Origin of the sequence: Mesorhizobium sp. CA12, assembly GCF_020165255.1 — a bacterium.
GTDB lineage: Bacteria > Pseudomonadota > Alphaproteobacteria > Rhizobiales > Rhizobiaceae > Mesorhizobium.
In genome coordinates this window covers 1-17,282 of the sequence record NZ_JAIUHT010000006.1, presented here as the reverse complement: position 1 = coordinate 17,282, position 17,282 = coordinate 1, and the positions used below count along the sequence as shown (strand labels likewise).

At 64.0% G+C, this 17,282-nt stretch carries 14 protein-coding genes; 10 read left to right on the top strand and 4 right to left on the bottom strand.

What is annotated here, in order from left to right:
* Window positions 1–43 precede the first annotated feature (43 nt).
* Window positions 44–1,327, bottom strand: coding sequence for an NAD(P)/FAD-dependent oxidoreductase (locus LB520_RS11975; RefSeq protein WP_224637637.1), 1,284 nt, complete (start codon window positions 1,325–1,327; stop codon window positions 44–46).
* Between the two features lie 198 nt (window positions 1,328–1,525).
* On the opposite strand from LB520_RS11975, the gene LB520_RS11970 reads away from it, so the two are divergent.
* From LB520_RS11970 to LB520_RS11950, 5 genes are all read left to right on the top strand, one after another.
* Window positions 1,526–2,683 carry a fumarylacetoacetate hydrolase family protein gene (locus LB520_RS11970; protein WP_224637636.1) on the top strand — a complete coding sequence of 386 codons (1,158 nt, stop codon included), beginning with the start codon at window positions 1,526–1,528 and terminating at the stop codon, window positions 2,681–2,683.
* A 268-nt stretch (window positions 2,684–2,951) separates the two neighbouring features.
* Window positions 2,952–3,884 carry a substrate-binding domain-containing protein gene (locus LB520_RS11965; RefSeq protein WP_140844574.1) on the top strand — a complete coding sequence of 311 codons (933 nt, stop codon included), beginning with the start codon at window positions 2,952–2,954 and terminating at the stop codon, window positions 3,882–3,884.
* 106 nt (window positions 3,885–3,990) lie between these two features.
* The gene (locus LB520_RS11960; RefSeq protein WP_224637635.1) at window positions 3,991–4,977 is read left to right on the top strand and encodes an ABC transporter permease; all 987 of its coding nucleotides are present in this window, start codon (window positions 3,991–3,993) and stop codon (window positions 4,975–4,977) included.
* A 4-nt stretch (window positions 4,978–4,981) separates the two neighbouring features.
* Window positions 4,982–5,776 carry an ATP-binding cassette domain-containing protein gene (locus LB520_RS11955; protein WP_140844213.1) on the top strand — a complete coding sequence of 265 codons (795 nt, stop codon included), beginning with the start codon at window positions 4,982–4,984 and terminating at the stop codon, window positions 5,774–5,776.
* 87 nt (window positions 5,777–5,863) lie between these two features.
* Entirely contained in the window at window positions 5,864–6,886 is a 1,023-nt protein-coding gene (locus tag LB520_RS11950; RefSeq protein ID WP_224637634.1) for a LacI family DNA-binding transcriptional regulator, read from the top strand.
* 277 nt (window positions 6,887–7,163) lie between these two features.
* On the opposite strand, the gene LB520_RS11945 is transcribed toward LB520_RS11950, so the two are convergent.
* Both LB520_RS11945 and LB520_RS11940 read right to left on the bottom strand, forming a co-directional pair.
* On the bottom strand, window positions 7,164–7,952 hold the full coding sequence (locus tag LB520_RS11945; RefSeq protein ID WP_224605395.1) for a class I SAM-dependent methyltransferase: 789 nt from the start codon (window positions 7,950–7,952) through the stop codon (window positions 7,164–7,166).
* A gap of 54 nt (window positions 7,953–8,006) precedes the next feature.
* Window positions 8,007–8,588: a TetR/AcrR family transcriptional regulator gene (locus LB520_RS11940; protein ID WP_140544202.1), complete on the bottom strand. Its 582-nt coding sequence runs from the start codon at window positions 8,586–8,588 to the stop codon at window positions 8,007–8,009.
* A gap of 251 nt (window positions 8,589–8,839) precedes the next feature.
* Between LB520_RS11940 and LB520_RS11935 the strand changes: the two genes are divergently transcribed.
* The 4 genes from LB520_RS11935 to LB520_RS11920 all read left to right on the top strand — a co-directional run bounded on the left by LB520_RS11935 (window position 8,840) and on the right by LB520_RS11920 (window position 14,729).
* Entirely contained in the window at window positions 8,840–9,076 is a 237-nt protein-coding gene (locus LB520_RS11935) for a hypothetical protein (protein WP_095768759.1), read from the top strand.
* Window positions 9,070–12,267, top strand: a complete 3,198-nt coding sequence (locus LB520_RS11930) for an efflux RND transporter permease subunit (protein ID WP_224637633.1) — start codon at window positions 9,070–9,072, stop codon at window positions 12,265–12,267. Before LB520_RS11935 ends, LB520_RS11930 begins: the two co-directional genes overlap by 7 nt.
* A 15-nt stretch (window positions 12,268–12,282) precedes the next feature.
* Complete coding sequence (locus LB520_RS11925) at window positions 12,283–13,431, top strand: efflux RND transporter periplasmic adaptor subunit (protein WP_140844218.1); 1,149 nt, start codon at window positions 12,283–12,285, stop codon at window positions 13,429–13,431.
* Window positions 13,432–13,625: 194 nt separating this feature from the next.
* Window positions 13,626–14,729 carry a mandelate racemase/muconate lactonizing enzyme family protein gene (locus LB520_RS11920; protein ID WP_224637632.1) on the top strand — a complete coding sequence of 368 codons (1,104 nt, stop codon included), beginning with the start codon at window positions 13,626–13,628 and terminating at the stop codon, window positions 14,727–14,729.
* Window positions 14,730–14,781: 52 nt separating this feature from the next.
* Here LB520_RS11920 and LB520_RS11915 read toward each other — a convergent pair whose 3' ends face one another.
* A complete protein-coding gene (locus tag LB520_RS11915; RefSeq protein WP_140844220.1) occupies window positions 14,782–16,140 on the bottom strand; it encodes an NAD(P)-binding domain-containing protein in 1,359 nt (452 codons plus the stop codon).
* 317 nt (window positions 16,141–16,457) lie between these two features.
* On the opposite strand from LB520_RS11915, the gene LB520_RS11910 reads away from it, so the two are divergent.
* Complete coding sequence (locus LB520_RS11910; protein WP_095768763.1) at window positions 16,458–17,180, top strand: helix-turn-helix domain-containing protein; 723 nt, start codon at window positions 16,458–16,460, stop codon at window positions 17,178–17,180.
* Window positions 17,181–17,282: the final 102 nt, after the last annotated feature.

Genomic DNA, 17,282 nt, shown 5'->3' with positions numbered 1-17,282 from the left:
AAACTGTCAAGCAGATTCGCTTGTGCGCTGCACGCATTCGGCGTCAGCGTTCGAACGCGTCGAGCATGCGGTACCAGGTGATTGCCGCGGCGACGCCGACCTGGCGGAAAGCGTGGAACGGGATCGGCTTGATCGGCGACAGCGGAAACGGCAACTGCCTCACGTCGCCGCTTGCAAGGTAGTTTGCCATGCGCTTGCCCAGCGCGCTCATCAGGCCGACGCCCCTGCCTTGGCAGCCGACGACCGCGAGCAGGCCTTTTTCCGGTTCATGTAGATGCGGCAGGTGATCCGGCGTCAGCGCCACGCGGCCGAACCAACGCTTTTCGATGGCGATGCCGGCAAGCGCCGGATAGAGGCGGGTGAGCGCGCGTTCGCAATGCGCCCAATCGGCAGCGCTTGAAGGCAGCGCCATGCGGCCGCGACCGCCCAGCACCATCCGGCCATCGGGAGTCCGGCGGTAGTAGACCAGGATGCGACGGGAATCGGAAACGGCCTGACCACCCGGCAGGATACTTGCAGCAAGCTCGGCCGGAAGCGGCGCGGTGGCGATCTGGAAGGAATGCAGCGGCACAATCGTCTGGGCAAGACCAGGCAGCAGCCCGTCCGTATAGGCGTTGGTGGCGAGCACGACCGACTTGGCCCGCAATTCGGCGCCGCCTTGTGTCGAGACCCGCCATGCGCCGGCTTCCTTGGAGAGCTTCACCACCCGCTGTTGCTCGGCGATCCTGGTGCCGGCGGCCGCGGCGACGCGAGCGAGCTCGAGCGTATAGGACAGCGGATCGATGACGCCGGCCCGGCGGTCCAGCCAGCCGCCGAGATAGCCTTTGGCGCCGGTCATCGCCGCAATTCCCGCTTTGTCGAGCAGCTCGACGTCGGCACCCCGCGAGCGCCATTGGCGATCCCGGTTCGCCGCTGCCTTCAGCGCGGTCTTGGTGTGCGCGGCCTGGATCCAGCCATTGCGTGTGAACGGCACCGCCAGCTTCTCGTCACGGATCACGTCGAACACGGCATCGGCCGTCGAGGCGGAGAACGCGACCAGGGCTTCGCCGCGTTCCTTGCCGAAGTGTTCGATCAGCCATTCCGGATCGTATTTGAGGCCGGGGATGACCTGGCCGCCATTGAGGCCCGAAGCGCCCTGCCCGATCGCGCCGGCATCCAGCACCTGGACGGAAAGGCCCGCGCGCGCCGCATAAAGCGCGGTCGACAGCCCCATGATGCCGCCGCCGACGATGACCGCGTCAAGCACGCCGCCGGCCGAAAGCTCAGACTGGAACGCCGTGGCCGCCTGGGGCTTTCGCCAGATCGGATCGGAAAAGGCTGCGGCCAAGAGGGTCACCTACGCGCTGGAGCTTGGTGAAAATTCTATTGCCGATTTCATAGATTTGAAAGAGCGCTTCGATGGGCCAGTTCGGCCGTGGCTGTGTGACAGCACATGCATCGTCGCAAATGTTGCGGCTGGCGGGATAGACGTTTCCGCGAAATCGGGGAAAAGTGCCGCGCGCGAAAAATTGAGAGGAATGATGCCATGACCGATCCGACCCGTCTGCCCGCCGATGGAATTTTCGTCGGCCGCGCCAAGACCAGCGCCGCTTCCCATCCGCTGGTGGTGACGGTGCGGGACGGCGAGGTGATCGACATTACCTCGAGCGCGGCGCCTACGGTGCGCGATCTTTGCGAGTTGAAGGATCCGGCTGACTATCTGCGCTCGGCCAAGGGCAAGGCGATCGGCGCGCTGGAAGAGATCGCGGCGAACAGCTTCGAGGCCAAACGTGACGCCGGGAAGCCGATCCTGCTGTCGCCCGTCGACCTGCAGGCGGTGAAGGCCTCCGGTGTCACCTTCGTCGTCAGCCTGCTCGAGCGCGTCATCGAGGAGCAAGCGCGCGGTTCGGCCGAAAAGGCCGACGCCATCCGAGCCGACATCGCCGGGCTGATCGGCCACGATCTGTCGAAGCTCAAGCCCGGCTCGCCGCAAGCGATGGAGATCAAGGCCAAGCTGATCGCGCGCGGGGCATGGTCGCAATATCTCGAAGTGGGCATCGGCCCGGACGCCGAAATCTTCACCAAATGCCAGCCGATGGCTTCCGTCGGCTTCGGCGCCGATGTCGGGCTGCATCCCGTCTCCACCTGGAACAATCCGGAGCCCGAGATCGCCATGATCGCCGACAGCTTGGGTCGCATCGTCGGCGCCACGCTCGGCAACGACGTCAATCTGCGCGATGTCGAAGGACGCTCGGCGCTGCTCCTCGGCAAGGCCAAGGACAACAACGCTTCGGCCTCGCTCGGGCCGTTCATCCGCCTTTTCGACGAAACCTTCTCCATCGCCGACGTGAAGCGCGCCACGGTGCGGCTCGGCGTCGAGGGCGAGGACGGCTTCTCGCTGGAGGGCGCGAGCTCGATGGCGGAAATCAGCCGCTCGCCGGAAGAGCTGGTCAAGGCGGCGATGGGACCGCACCACCAGTATCCGGACGGACTCGCGCTCTATCTCGGCACCATGTTCGTACCCTCGAAGGATCGCGGCGAGAAGGGCAAGGGTTTTACCCACAAGGTCGGCGACATCGTCACCATCTCGTCGGAAAAGCTCGGCGCCCTCACCAACCGCGTGCGGCTGTCGCCGGACTGCCCGCACTGGACCTACGGCGCCAGCCATCTGATGCGCGATCTGGCCAAGGCGGGGCTGATCTAACGCCGCACCGAAGGGCGGTTGCTTGGAGGCCAATCCGTGCAGCGGATGGTCGATGGCGCCGCTTGCCCAACGAATATCACCGCTGCTGATGCAATCTGATGGGATTGCTGATGGCGCGCGCGCCTGTGCCAACATCCATTGGCGATGGAGGCTTGCCACTGCCTGAAAAAGAGAATGCTCTAGACGTTCCGGTCGGCGCGGGCAGGAGATGCGGCCAAGGTCGCGTCGCACCGAGCCAGGAGGAGAGTTCAACATGGGAGGAAATCGAATGCTTTCGCGGCTAAGACTGCTCGTGCTAGGCTTGATCGCGGCTATCGCCATTCCGGCGATGGCCGAGGCCAAGACGTTCTACTGGATTTCGCATGGCGGCCCGGCCGATCCGGTCTGGACCTACTTCCTGGCCGGCGCCAAGCAATGGGCGAGCGACACCGGCAACAAGGTGAACACCTCGTTCCACAATGGTGATGTGGCGTCACAGCAGGAGGCCGTCCGCGCCGCCATCTCGGCCAAGGCAGACGGCATCGTCACCACCAGCCCGGATCCGGGCAGCCTTGTCGAGATCGTCAAGGAAGCGCGCGCGGCCAACATCCCGATCATCAACTTCAACACGCCCGATCCGAAGGCCAACTTCAACGCCTATGTCGGCGGCGACAACGTCACCTTCGGCAAGCACTGGGCGCAATATCTGGTCGACAAGGGCCTGGTGAAGAAAGGCGATTTCGTCTGGATGCCGGTCGAGGTTCCCGGCGCCACCTATGGCGTGCAGGAAGAGGAAGGCATCAAGAGCGTGTTCGGACCTGCCGGCATCACCTATGAGGTGACCGAAGCGACACTCGACCAGGCCGAAGTGATCAACCGCATGGTCGACTATCTCACCGCCCACAAGGGCAAGGTGAAGGCGATCATCGGCCTCGGCGACCTCGTCACCGGCTCGATCAAGCGCGTCTTCGACCAGGCCGGCGTCAAGCCCGGCGAAATCCCGGTCGTCGGCTGGGGCAACTCGCTCGACACCACGCAGGAAGTGCTGAACGGATACGTCAATGCCGGGCAGTGGCAGGACCCGCAGGCGACCAGCTATGTGGCGCTTTCGCTGGCCAACATGGCCGCCAGCGGCATTCCTCCGGGCTTCAACGTCATCACCGGCGCGCTCTATGAGAAAGACACCGCCGGCGTCTACGACAAGATCCTGTCCGGCAAATAATCCCTGACATCCACGGTCGCGGCTTTCGGGCCGCGGCCGCTTTCCTGTACCGTCGAGCCCTGCCTGATCGGAGCGGGCTTAGCCAATCATTCACGCCGCGGGCTCAATGGAAAACCGTTCCTTCATTCAAAGTTTCATCGCGCGAGCGGAATTCGGCCCGCTGGTGCTGCTTATCGTCGAGCTCATCGTCTTCTGGGGCATCAATCCCGACTTCCTGTCGCCGCAGAATATCTCCAACATCCTGGCCTTCACCGTCGAGCTCGGCCTGATCGCGCTGGCAATGACCTTGCTGATGACATCAGGCGAGTTCGATCTTTCGGTCGGCTCTCTGTTCGGCTTCTCGCCGGTGCTGATGTGGACGCTCTACAATAGCGGCGTCACCTCGCTGGAGGTTGGCCTGCTGATCGCGCTGATCGTTGCTGCCCTGATCGGGCTGGTGAATGGCTGGTTCGTCACGCAGCTCAAGATCCCGTCCTTCCTGGTGACGCTCGGCATGCTGCTGGTCGTGCGCGGCTCGGCGCTGTTCATCACCGACGGCTTTCCGCAGCGCACCTGGAGCGCGGAAGGCAGTTGGCTGGCGAACATCCTGGTCGGCGACTTCTATGTCGGACCCTTCCGAATCTACGCCTCGCTGTTCTGGTTCATCGGCGCCGCGGTCGTGCTGGGCTATGTGCTGACGCAGAGCCGCACCGGCAACTGGATCCAGGCCGCCGGCGGCAATCCAAACGCGGCCCGCGCGCGCGGCGTCAACGTCAGCCGCGTCAAGGTCGGCCTGTTCATCCTGTCAGCGGTGATGGCCTCGCTCGCCGGCGTCATCTCGTCGCTGCGCACCTCCGCGGCCAATCCCAACAGCGGCACGGGCTACGAGCTCGAGGTCATCGCCATGGTGGTGATCGGCGGCACGGCGCTGACCGGCGGACGCGGCACGATCATCGGCACGGTGCTCGGCATCCTGATCCTGCGCGTGATGCGCAACGGCATCGTGCTGATCGGCGTGCCGGGGCTCGCCTACAACATTTTCATCGGCGCGATCATCCTCGGCATGATGGCGCTGCATTCATGGCTCGAACGCCGGCACCAGGCGGGGACTTAAGACGATGGCCGAGCCTCTGATCCGCATGACAAACATCCGCAAGTCCTACGGGCGCGTGCAGGCGCTGGTGGACGCCAATTTCCACGTCAATGAAAAGGAGATCGTCGGCCTGCTCGGCGACAACGGCGCCGGCAAGTCGACGCTGATCAAGGTGCTGTCCGGCGCCGTGCCGCTGACCAGCGGCGACATCTTCATCCGCGGTAAGAAGGTCACGCTGCGCAGCACCAGCGATGCCATTGCCCACGGCATCGAGACGATCTACCAGGATTCGGCGCTGGTCACGCAGCTGTCGATCGCGCGCAACCTGTTCCTCGGGCGCGAGCCGATCAAGGCGCCGCGCTTCCTGAACCGCATGGACCAGGACGCAATGAACACGGTAGCGCGCGACCTGCTCAAGCAGGTCGGCATCACCAAGAACATCCCGCCGACAACACCGATCGGCTCGCTGTCGGGCGGCGAGCGCCAAGCGGTGGCGATCGCGCGCGCCATGCATTTCGACAGCGATCTCATCATCCTCGACGAACCGACCAACAATCTCGGCGTCGCCGAGACTCAAGGGGTCTTGAGTTTCGTACGCAGCGCCCGCGATTCCGGCCATTCCTGCATCTTCATCGCGCATAACATCCATCACGTCTTCCAGGTGGTCGACCGCATCGTGGTGATGCGCCGGGGCAAGGTGGTGGCCGACGACATCGATCCGAAAACGACAACGGTCGCCGAGGTCGAGCGCGTCATCACCGGCATGTCGGACAAGGAAATCCGCGACGCGATTTCCGACGGCCCGCAGCAGCATGGCTGAGGGCTGACCGGCGGGCCGATCGGCGGCCGGCAGCCGCTTCACGCCCGCCGCTGGCACAGGATTGCATCAGCGCCTATGACTGGACCCATGAAAGCCACCGTAGCCGATATCGCCCGGAGCTGCGGCCTGTCGACCGCGACCGTCGACCGGGTGCTCAACAACCGCCCGGGTGCAAGCGCTGCCAACCGGCAGCGCGTGCTGGAGGCGGCCAAGCAGCTCGGTTATCTGCCGACGCTCGACCAGGTCGTGCTGCCGTCGAAGCCGGCGCATCTCGAATTCTTCCTGCCGATCGGGTCCAACGCCTTCATGGCCGATCTCGCTTATCACATCGAGGATTATGCCCAGCGCCTGCCCTTGGTCGCGTCCTGCCGCATTCACAATCTTGCCGGCATTTCGCCGGGCGCACTGCAGAGTGCCGTGGAGAACCTGTCGCTCAAGGCCAACGGCGTCGGCGTGATCGCCGTCGACCATCCGCGCACGCGCAACATCCTGCGCGAGCTGGTCGATGCCGGGATCAGGCTGGTCACGCTGATCTCGGATGTGCCGGCCGCGCCCCGCTCGGCCTATGTCGGCATCGACAACCGGGTGGCGGGCCGCACGGCGGCGCTGCTGATGGGCCGCTTCCTCGGCGGCCGTAGGGGACATCTGGCGATGGTGGTCGGCTCGCGCTCCTATCGCGGCCACGAGGAGCGCGAGATGGGCTTTCGTTCGGTGCTCGCCGAAGAATTTCCCGACCTCACGGTCTCAAGCGCGGCCGAAAGCAACGACGACCCGGACGCCAGCTACCGCGCGACCGTCAAGGCGCTGCACGACGAAACGGATCTGCTCGGCATCTATTGCGTCGGCGCCGGACGCTCCGGCGTGGCCAAGGCGTTGCTCGACGTCAAGCCGCGTTTGAAGCCGGTCTTCATCTGCCACGACCTGACCAGGGAAACGCGCCGCTATCTCGTCGACGATCTTGCCGACGTCGTCATCGACCAGAATGCGCGGCTGATCGCGGAGCAGTCGGTGATCCGCCTGCTCGGCTCCATTGCCTCGTCGGCGCCATACCTGACGAAGAAATTCATCGAGCCGCGGCTGATCTTCAAGGAAAACGTCCCGGCGCAGTAGCGCGGAGCGCGCCGCTCGCTTATTTGTCTGACGATTGATCCCGCAATTCTGCACAGCAGCTATGCAGGTTTCGCAATTGCCGAATCGTTAGGCACCCCGTATTTATCTGGGTGTCGGCCGTCTCCTCCTCCCAGATGTGATGCCGACGCTGAGTGCGGTACACCTCCTCCCGTGCCGTATTCGAAATCGAGCCCGCTGCCACCTCCTCCCGGCAGCGGGCTTTTCTTTGCGTGCCAAAGGCGGAGGCGAAGCTACCTAATGCTGACCAGATACGCGCCTAGCCTTTCGCCGTCACCAGATTGGAGCTGAGTTCGAAAGCGACCCCCGATCCATCCGCATAAGACTGCAGCACGGGCGCGCTCCCGCTCATGATGTCCTCCACGACGTGCTTGCGTTCCTGATCGGCCATTGCCTTGCCGGCGGCGCTCATGCCGACCAGGGCCATCGTGTTCAACCGCAGGAGAGGCGCCCCGTCCTCAAAGCGTATCCTGCGCGATATTGTCCTTGATCGGACGTCGTGGAAGCCGGCGTCCCGGAGCAGCACCTCGATCGGCGCCGCATTCCCAAAGCTGTGGCGCAGGTCCACCACTGGGCCGAGGAGGCGCTCGGCGACGCGGCGGAGATCCCGAAAGAAGGGGATTTCCTCATCGGGGCGCCACGTGGCAACGGCCAGCCGGCCGCCCTGCGCCAGTGCTCGCCGCATCTCCGCTGCCGCAGCGGACTTATCGGGAAAGAACTGCAGCCCTTGTTGACAGACGATCAAATCGAACTGCTCTCCGTCATGGAGGGGCAGTACACCGGCATTGCCTACGCGCCAATCGATGTCCGGCGCCACGGTGCGCGCGACAGCAAGCATATCTGCGTTGATGTCGATGCCGAGGACATATCCGGCGGCACCGAGCCGTTCCCTGGCAACCCGGGCAACTATTCCCGTGCCGCAGGCGATGTCCAACACACGATGGCCTGGAGACAGCTTCAGGTCTTCGAAGGTCACTTCAGCCCAGGGGCGGAAGAGAGGACCCACGAGCCAGCGCTCATACATCTCCGGAAAACTTGCCTGACCCATCGTCTAGCGCCCGTTTCCGGAACAGCATAACAGAATCAGGACGAGGCGAAGAGATCAGCGCGCCCGGAACGAGGCGATCAGGCTTTCGGCCATGCGCACGAATTGCGCGCTCGGACCTTCGGCGCCGACGCTCTGCATCGAGACGCGCGCGCCTTCGAGCAGCAGCGACAGCGTGTCGGCGAGAAGCTCGGCCTGGCCGATGCCGGCATCGCGGCAAAGCGCGACCAGCTTTTCGCGCTGGGCCTCCTTCAGTTCCTTGATGACGCGCCTTGCCGGGTGATCGGTCTCGGTGAGCTCGACGGCGGCATTGGCCATATCGCAGCCGCGGCTGTCGGCGCTCAGCAGTTCCGAAGCCTTTTGCACCCAAGCATGCAGCTGGGCGAGCTTATCGCCGGGATGCTTGGCCTCGAATTCGTCCCAGATCCTCGAAGCCTTCGCCGCCGTCGCGCGCAGGCATTCGACGATCAATTCGTCCTTGGACTCGAAGTGACGGTAAAGCGTCATCTTGTTGGTGCCGGCAGCCTCGGTGATGGCGTCGACGCCCACACCCTTGATGCCGTGCTTGTGGAACATGTCCTGCGCCGTCTCCAGGATTCGGTCCCGGGGACGGGAACGCTCCGCAACGCCGTCAGTCATCATGCTCTCCTTTCGTCGTTTCCAAAAAAACCGTCGCCACCTCTTGACTAGGGTGTTACCGGTCTGTAACTTCCAGCATGTTACTTACTGGTAACACCTATATCACTCGCCGTCAAACGACAAGGCCCTCCGATAGCCCTGCCAGAGTGAGATAGGACGCAAAACCTGCCTGTCATGCGGCTTTGGCCGGTGAAGAACGAGAAAAAGCGGTTCGTGATCAAGCGGTGCGGACCGAGCAAGGAGCCACTCCTATGCAAAAGCGCAAAGACCTGACGATCGACGAAGCCATCCGGGATCCGATGATCCGGCTGGTGATGAAGGCGGACGGCATCGACCCCAAAGCCTTCGAACGGATGCTGCGCCAGCGCGCGGCTGACCAGGCGCCGGGCAACATCCCGCCATCCTTCCTGCAGGATTCCGGCTCGGGCCGGGCCCGGCGCCTGCGCCATTTCGCAAACCCGTTCGGCGAGGCGTCCGCATCATGGTGAACTTCTTCATCCACCGTCCGATCTTCGCGTCGGCGATCGCCATCATCATGGTGCTCGCCGGCGCGATCGCCTACTTCCTGTTGCCGGTCTCGCAGTTCCCCGACATCACGCCCCCGCAGGTCGTGGTCAGCGCGCACTATCCCGGCGCCAGCGCACAGGTCGTTGCCGATACGGTCACCACGCCGCTCGAGCAGCAGATCAACGGCGTGCAAGGCATGACCTACATGTCGTCGACGAGCTCGAATGACGGCTCGTCGACCATCACCATCACCTTCGATGTCGGCTATCCGCTGAGCACGGCGGCCGTCGACGTGCAGAATCGCGTCAGCCAAGCGGCATCCTCCCTGCCGGCCATCGTCAACCAGGGCGGCGTGACGATCAAGAAGCAGAATCCCAATTTCGTGCTGATCGTCGACCTGACCTCGCCCGATGGCTCGGTCGATCCGGTGGCGCTGAGCAATCTCGCCTATCTGCAGGTGGTCGATCCGCTGAAGCGCCTGCCCGGCGTCGGCGACGTGCAGATCTTCGGCGAGCGCCGCTATTCGATGCGCGTCTGGCTCGATCCGGACAAATTGGCCAATCTCGGCATCACCGCCGTCGATGTGCAGAACGCGATCTCGGAGCAGAACGTGCAGGTGGCGGCGGGCAAGATCGGCCAGTCGCCGGCGCCGGCCGGCACCGCCTTCGAGATGCAGGTCAATGCGGTGGGCCGCCTCAGCGACCCGAAGGAATTCGGCGACATCGTCGTGCGCGCCAATTCGCAGAACGGCTCGCTTGTGCGGCTGCGCGACGTCGCCCGCATCGAGCTCGGCGCGCTGCAATATTCTTCCTCCGCCTTCTTCGGCAAGGACCCGACCGTGGTTTTGGCCGTCTACCAGATGCCGGGCTCCAACGCCCTCGACCTGCAGCAGCGGGTCAAGGACAAGATGCAGGAGCTGTCGAAGCGCTTCCCGAAGGGCGTCAGCTACGCCATGCATTACGACACGACGCGTTTCGTGTCGGCCTCGATGCACGACGTGCTGATCACGCTCGGCGAAGCGCTGGTGCTGGTCGTCGCCGTGGTGTTCATCTTCCTCCAGAGCTGGCGCACCACCATCATCCCGACCATCGCCATTCCCGTCTCGCTGATCGCGACGCTGGCGGTGATGTACATGCTGGGCTTTTCGCTCAACATGCTCTCGCTGCTCGGCATGGTGCTGGCGATCGGCCTCGTCGTCGACGACGCGATCGTCGTGGTCGAGAATGTCGAACGTCAGCTCGAGGCAGGACTCAAGCCGCTGGCCGCTACGCGCGCGGCGATGGCCGAGGTGACCGGTCCGATCATCGCCACCACGGCGGTGCTGATGGCGGTGTTCGTTCCCGTCGCCTTCATCCCGGGCGTCTCGGGCCGGCTCTACAACCAGTTCGCGCTGACCGTGGCGATCTCCGTCGGCATCTCCGCCTTCAACTCGCTGACGCTCTCGCCGGCGCTGAGCGCTGCCTTCCTGCGCCATCGCGGCGAGACGCAGTTCGTGCTGTTCCGCTGGTTCAACGCCGGCTTCGACTGGCTGTCGCATGCCTATGCGCATGGGGTGCGCATTCTGATCAAGCTGCGCTGGATCATGCTTGGCCTGTTCGCGGCCGGCCTCGTCGCCACCTATTTCGTCTGGCAGAAACTGCCTTCGACCTTCCTTCCCGTGGAAGACCAGGGCTATTTCTTCGTCGTCATCCAGCTGCCCGACGGCGCTTCGCTCGAACGCACCGACGCGGTGGCGCAGAAGGCGCGCGACATCCTGCAATCGACGCCCGGCGTCGACATCGTCGGCTCGATCAGCGGCCTGAACTTCCTGACCAGCGCCGCGCAGTCGAATTCGGCGGTGGAGTTCGCGATCCTGAAACCATGGGACGAACGCGGTCCTGACCAGAGCGCCTCGAAACTGGTCGAGCAGGTGCGCGGCAAGCTTCTGCAGATGCCGGATGCGTTCGCGCTCTCCTTCGATCCGCCGTCGATCCCGGGCATCGGCACCACCGGCGGCTTCGAGTTCCAGGTCGAGGATTTGTCCGGGCGCGGCAGTGCGGCGCTGAACGACGTCACGCAGGCGCTGCTCGCCGAGGCGCGCAAGCAGCCGGAGCTCAACCCGCAGCAGCTGTTCTCATCCTTCTCGACCTCGACGCCGCAGTTCAACTACGACCTCGACCGCAGCAAGGCGAAGCTGCTCGGCCTCAACCTGCCGGATGTCTTCAACACGCTGCAGATCTATCTCGGCTCGCTCTACGTCAACGACTTCAACCTGTTTGGCCGCACCTTCCGCGTGACCATCCAGGCCGACAAGGACGCGCGCGCCGACGCCACCGACATCTCGCGGCTCTATGTGCGCAACGCGTCGGGCGGCATGGTGCCGCTGAGCACGCTGGGCAGACTGGTGCCGATCGTAGGGCCGGAGACCGTGCCGCATTACAACAACAACGCGTCTGCCCTTATCAATGGCGGCGCTGCCCCCGGCTTCTCGTCCGGACAGGCGGTGGCGGCCATGGAGCGGGCGGCGGCGAATGTGCTGCCGCGCGACTTCGGCTACGAATGGACCGGCATCACTTTCCAGGAGCTCAAGGCCGGATCGATCGCCTCTGTCGTGTTCGGGCTGGCGATCGTCTTCGTGTTCCTGATCCTGGCGGCGCAGTATGAAAGCTGGGCGATGCCTTTCATGGTGCTGCTGGCCGTGCCGCTCGCTTTGTTCGGCGCCTTCGTCGTGCTGTTGCTGCGCGGCATGCAGATCGACGTCTACTCGCAAATCGGCTTCGTCATGCTGATCGGCCTGGCGGCGAAGAACGCGATCCTGATCGTCGAGTTCGCCAGACGCCGGCGCGAGGAAGGCTTGACCATCGTCGAGGCGGCGATGGAGGCGGCACGGCTGAGGCTGCGGCCGATCCTGATGACCGCCTTCGCCTTCATCCTCGGCGTGCTGCCGCTGATGTTCGCGACGGGCGCCGGTGCAGCCAGCCGGCAGTCGATCGGCACCACCGTCTTCGGCGGCATGGTGGCGGCGACGATCCTGTCGCTGGTCTTCGTGCCTGTCTTCTACGCCGTGATCGAGCAGTTGCGCGAACGTGGCGAAAGGGAACCTGCCAAGGCGCACGACGATGCGCCTCAGCAAGACGAAATTGAACCGACCGCCGAGCCGGCGCTTCAGCCGCTCGCCCAGGCGGCCGAATAAGATTGGAGATCAATTATGCGTAGATGGAAAATCGCTTTGGGAACGGCCGTCGCGCTCGGCGCGATCTCGGTGGCCAGCGTGCACTTTCTCGACATGGGCAATTTGAGCGGCGGCGCAGCGGGTGCCGCGCCAGCGCCGGCGGCCTTCGTGATGCCGGTGCCGGTGGTGAATGTCGTGAAGAAGACGCTGCCGATCTATCTCGACTACGCCGCGCGGGTGGAGTCGATCCGCAGCATCACGCTGCAGGCGCGCGTGCCGGGCTATCTGCAGGAGCAGACGGCTGCCGACGGCAGCGACGTCAAGCAGGGCGACCTGCTCTACCGTATCGCGCCCGACGACTATCAGGCCGCGCTCGACCAGGCGAAGGCGCAGGTGCAGCGCGATAGCGCGACGCTCGAATATGCAAAATCCAATCTCGGCCGCGGCACCGACCTCGCCAAGGCCGGCTATCTCGACAAGGACAGCTTCGACCAGCGCACCAGCAATCTGCGCGCGGCCCAGGCCGCCCTTGCCGTCGACCAGGCGGCGGTGCGGACGGCCGAGCTCAACCTCGGCTATGCCGAAATCAAGGCGCCGTTCTCGGGACGCATCGGCCGCAACCAGGCTTCGGTCGGCACGCTGGTCAGCGTCGCCGGCACGGTGCTCAACACGCTGGTGCAGCTCGATCCGATCTACGTGACCTTCAATCCGAGCGAGAGCGATCTGGTGCAGATCGAGCAGGCGAAGGCCGCCGGTCCGATCGCCGTCGACGTGCTGTTGCCCGGCGAGACCCAGCCCAGCCAGAAGGGCGAGCTGACCTTCATCGACAACACGATCGACCATTCGACCGGCACGATCACGGCGCGCGCCACCATCGGCAACGCCAAGTTCACGCTGCTGCCTGGACAGTATGTACGGGTGCGGCTGCATGTGAAGGAACAGCCCAACACGCTGATGGTGCCGCAGGTGGCGCTGGGTTCCAGCCAGCTCGGCAAATACCTCTATGTCATCGGCAAGGGCAACACCGTCGACCAGAAGCTGGTCTCGCTCGGCCCGACCGACGGCGACCTGATTTCCGTAACCTCCGGCATCTCGGAGACCGACCAGGTGATCACGGGCAATTTGCAGAAGATCGGACCCGGAATGCCGGTTTCTCCCTTGCCGCAACCGAAACCGGCCAGCTGATAACCCCCATCAGTTTCCGGTCCGACGGCGCCCTCGATACCCACGTCGAGGGCGCCGTTTACTATTTGGGGTCAGGCAATTCCGACGCGGAAAGGAACAATCTTCTACGGACGGTCCCTTGTTGGATTATCGACAACCTGATTGTGTTGCAGCCAGTTCATCGGAATATGACCTGACTCGCAACGGACACAAACGTGAAGATCAAGAGCATCAAGGCCTATCATGTCGTGCAGCCCTTCGTGGACGGTCCCTACCGCATGTCCAAGGGGCGGATCGCCGATTGCTTCGACGCGGTGATCGTCGCCATCACCTCGGACAGCGGCGTTACCGGCTGGGGCGAGATGGCGCCGCTTGGCAATTTCTACTCGGCCGCGTTTCCCGCAGGCACACGCGCGGGCGTGCCGGAGATCGCGCCGCATCTCATCGGCCAGGATCCACGCGGCCTTGCCGGCATCGGCCGGCTGATGGACACGGTATTCAAGGGCCACCCCTACATCAAGTCGGCGCTCGACATGGCGTGCTGGGATCTTGCCGCCCGCGCCGCCGGCGTGCCGCTGGTGACCATGCTTGGCGGCCGCGAGAGCGACATGGCGGAGACCTACCGGGTCGTCACCCACGGCACGCTCGATCAGATGGCGGCGCTTGCCAAAAGGATCATCGCCGAAGGCTGCCGGCGCCTGCAGGTCAAGGTCGGCGGCAATGTGCGCGACGACATCGAGCGGGTCTCGGCAGTGGCCGCCGCCGTGCCGAAGGGCACGGTGATCTTCTGCGACGCCAATGCCGGCTGGACGCCTTACCAGGCGCGCCAGTTCGCCGACGCCACGCGCGGCATCGACTACACGTTCGAGCAGCCATGCACGACGATCGAGGAGAACATGTCGGTGCGCCGCATGCTCGACAAGCCGATGGTGCTCGACGAATCCGTCACCTCGCTGGGCGAGATGCTGGAGATCCACCGCCGCGGCGCCGCCGACGGGCTGACGCTGAAGATCTCGCGGCTGGGCGGCGTCACGCAGACCCGCCTGATCCGCGACGTCGCCGTCGATCTCGGCTTCATGGTCACGGTGGAGGACACCGGCGGCGCCGAGATCGACACCGCCGCCATGGCGCATCTGTCGCTGTCGACGCCGCAGGAGCGCCGGCTGCACGCGATCGCCTTCCACCAATGGGTGACGGTGCGTACGGCCAGGAACGCACCGCCGGTGACCGGCAGTCATATGGGCGTTCCCGACGGCCCCGGCCTTGGTATCGATGTGGATCCTGGCCTGCTCGGCAAGCCGTTCTTCGAGATCGGCTGAAGCTGAAGATCAGGCGGGTCGAGTATGAGAACATTGGCGCCAGCGCGCCGTGCTACTCGGCCGCCACGCCTTTCACCTCGAGATAGCTTTCCATGGAATCGTCCAGCGCCTGCAGCCAGGGCGTATGATGGAGCGGCGACATGGTGCCGGTCATCAGCGAGCGGTAGGCGTTGTCGCGGAAGGTCATGATGTTTTCCATTTTGTGGTGCTCCCACTCCATGAAGGTGCGGTTGACCGCCTCGACATCGAAGCCCGGATAGTCGGTCTGGTCCATCAGCTCCTTGGTGTAGTCGCCCTGGAACCAGATCATCTGCTCGGCGTCTTCGAGGGTCTCTTCCCGGGCACGCCACTTGGCGCTGTGCTCGGCCATCGCCTCGGCGGATGGCAGCTTTATGCGGCCTAGCATCACGTCGCGCGCGTACCAGGCCTGCGCGTCGAACATGTTGAAGGTGTAGAACTGGTCCTGCATGCCGATGTAGAAAAGCTTCGGGTTCTTCTCCCAGACGACGCCTTCATAGAGATCGAGCGGCCACATCCGGTTGGCGGTCTTGAGCTTGAGGTCGTCGGTGAGGAAGGGGAAGGAATGCAGATAGCCGGTGCACAGGATGATGGCGTCGACATCCTTGGTCGTGCCGTCCTTGAAATGCGCCGTCTTGCCGACGACCTTCTGCAGCAGCGGCACTTCCTTCCAGTTCTCCGGCCATTTGAAACCCATCGGCTTGGAGCGGTAGCTGGAGGTGATCGATTTGGCGCCGTATTTGTAGCATTGCGAACCGATGTCCTCGGCCGAATAGGAGCGGCCGATGATCAAGATGTCCTTGCCCTTGAACTCCATCGCGTCGCGGAAATCGTGGCTGTGCAGGATGCGGCCGTTGAAGGTGGGGAAACCCTCGAAGAAAGGCACGTTTGGCACCGAGAAATGGCCTGAAGCGACCACGACATTGTCGAATTCCTCCGAGTAGGTCACGTCGTTGGTGCGATCATGCGCGGTGACGGTGAACTTCTCGGTCTCGTCGGAATAGGTCACCATGCGCACCGGGCTGTTGAAGCGCACCCATTCGCGCAGGCCGGATTTCTCGACGCGGCCCTTGATGTAGTCCCACAGCACGGCCCGCGGCGGATAGGAAGCGATCGGCCGGCCAAAATGTTCCTCGAAGGTGTAGTCGGCGAATTCGAGGCATTCCTTTGGGCCGTTCGACCAGAGATAGCGGTACATCGAGCCGTGCACCGGGTCGCCATGCTCGTCGAGGCCGGTGCGCCAGGTGTAGTTCCATAGGCCTCCCCAGTCGCTCTGCTTCTCGAAGCAGACGATTTCCGGGATCTCGGCGCCCTTGTCGGCGGCCGACTTGAAGGCCCTTAGCTGGGCCAGGCCTGACGGTCCGGCTCCGATGACGGCGACACGAGATTTCATTGCGGGCCTCCTCCTTTTGATTTCGACTTTTTTCTTGACGCAATTCCGGGCGGAAAACCGTTCGACACTTTTCCTGGAATTGCTCCCACGAAACAAATTTCACTGACAGTGACAGTAATTGGGTCTTTGGTGCTGTCAACAAACATCTGCGGCGGCGGCGTTTGCGTGAAACGGTTTTTGCGCACAAAGGCGGCGGCGTCACGTTGAAGCAGGCGCGCCCTGCAACCGCCAGCGGCTTGCTGTCGCGGTTGCGCTCTTGTATCGCCACCGAATATGTTCACCTTGAGTGAAATAAATCCGCGAGAGTCGGGGGCGACATGGCGAACAAGAATTCCGGCACCAGGTCCACCGATGCGGCAGCGAAGGGCAAGGCACCGCTAAAGCGCGTTTCGGCGGCCGGGCGCACGATACGCGCGCCGCTGACGCAAAATCCGCACGCCATCCGCGACACGCGCGAGAAAGTGCTGGAAGTGGCGATCGGGCATGAGGTGCGCGCGTTCCGCAAGAAGCTCGGCATCACCGTCGCCGATCTCGCCACCGCCACCGACATTTCGCTCGGCATGCTGTCGAAGATCGAAAACGGCATCACCTCGCCATCGCTGACGACATTGCAGGCGCTGTCGCGGGCGCTGGGCGTTCCGGTGACCGCCTTCTTCCGGCGCTTCGAGGAAGAGCACAGCGCCGTCTTCGTCAAGGCCGGCGAAGGCGTCGATGTCGAGCGCCGCGGCACCCGCGCCGGCCATCAATACAACCTGCTCGGACATATCGGCGCCAACACCAGCGGCGTCGTTGTCGAGCCCTATCTGATCACTCTGACCGAGAATTCGGACGTGTTTCCGACCTTCCAGCATGCGGGCATGGAGTTCCTCTACATGCTCGAAGGCGAGGTCGTTTACCGGCACGGCAACAACCTCTATCCAATGAAACCGGGCGACAGCCTGTTCTTCGACGCCGACGCGCCGCACGGCCCGGAAGAGTTGACGCGGCTGCCGATGCGCTATCTGTCGATCATCTGCTATCCGCAAAACAGCGCGGGGTGAGACGTTCTGGTTCCTCGCCCCACGAAAGTGGGGAGAGGTGGCTCGGCGAAGCCGAGACGGAGAGGGGAGCGCCCTACGAAGGCCCCCTCTCCGTCCGCTTCG